The sequence below is a fragment of the Burkholderia sp. Tr-20355 genome (assembly GCF_017104685.1).
Taxonomy (GTDB): domain Bacteria; phylum Pseudomonadota; class Gammaproteobacteria; order Burkholderiales; family Burkholderiaceae; genus Burkholderia; species Burkholderia seminalis.
The window spans coordinates 1-999 of sequence record NZ_JAAGPK010000398.1; the positions used below are offsets into that span (position 1 = coordinate 1).

The following is a 999-nucleotide window of genomic DNA, read 5'->3' on the forward strand; positions in this document are numbered from 1 at the left end:
GCGCTCGACCGCGAGCGCGACACCCATCCCGCCGCCGATGCACAGCGACGCCAGCCCGCGCTTCGCGTCGCGCTTGGCCATCTCGTGCAGCAGCGTCACCAGGATCCGGCAGCCCGACGCGCCGATCGGATGGCCGATCGCGATCGCCCCGCCGTTCACGTTCACCTTCGACGTGTCCCAGCCCATCTGCTTGTGCACCGCCAGCGCCTGCGCCGCGAACGCCTCGTTGATTTCCATCAGGTCCAGGTCGCCCGGCGTCCAGCCCGCGCGCTCCAGGCACCGGCGCGACGCCGGCACCGGGCCCATGCCCATCACGCTCGGATCCACGCCCGCGTTCGCGTACGCCTTGATCCGCGCCAGCGGCGTCAGGCCGAGCGCCGCCGCCTTCTGCGCCGACATCACCAGCACCGCCGCCGCCCCGTCGTTCAGCCCCGACGCGTTCGCCGCCGTCACCGAGCCGTCCTTCGAGAACGCCGGCTTCAGACCGGCCAGCGATTCCGCCGTCACGCCGTGACGCACGAATTCGTCGGTGGCGAACTGCAGCGGCTCGCCCTTGCGTTGCGGAATCGACACCGGCACGATTTCATCGTCGAAACGGCCGGCCTTCTGCGCGGCTTCCGCCTTGTTCTGCGACAGCGCCGCGAACGCGTCCTGCTCCTCGCGCGTGATCCCGTATTCCTTCGCGACGTTCTCCGCGGTGATGCCCATGTGGTACTGGTTGTACACGTCCCACAGGCCGTCGACGATCATCGTGTCGACCAGCTTCGCGTCGCCCATCCGGAACCCGTCGCGCGAGCCCGGCAGCACGTGCGGCGACGCGCTCATGTTCTCCTGGCCGCCCGCGATCACGATGTCCGCGTCGCCCGCGACGATCGCGTTCGCCGCCAGCATCACGGCCTTCAGGCCCGAGCCGCACACCTTGTTGATCGTCATCCCCGGCACCGCGTTCGGCAGCCCGGCCTTGATCAGCGACTGCCGCGCCGGGTTCTGCCCCGATCC

At 70.3% G+C, this 999-nt stretch carries 1 protein-coding gene; it reads right to left on the reverse strand.

The features are described 5' to 3' along the window. The coding region (locus tag G3N62_RS35595; protein ID WP_206141563.1) for an acetyl-CoA C-acetyltransferase at positions 1 to 999 on the reverse strand (999 nt) is incomplete at both ends.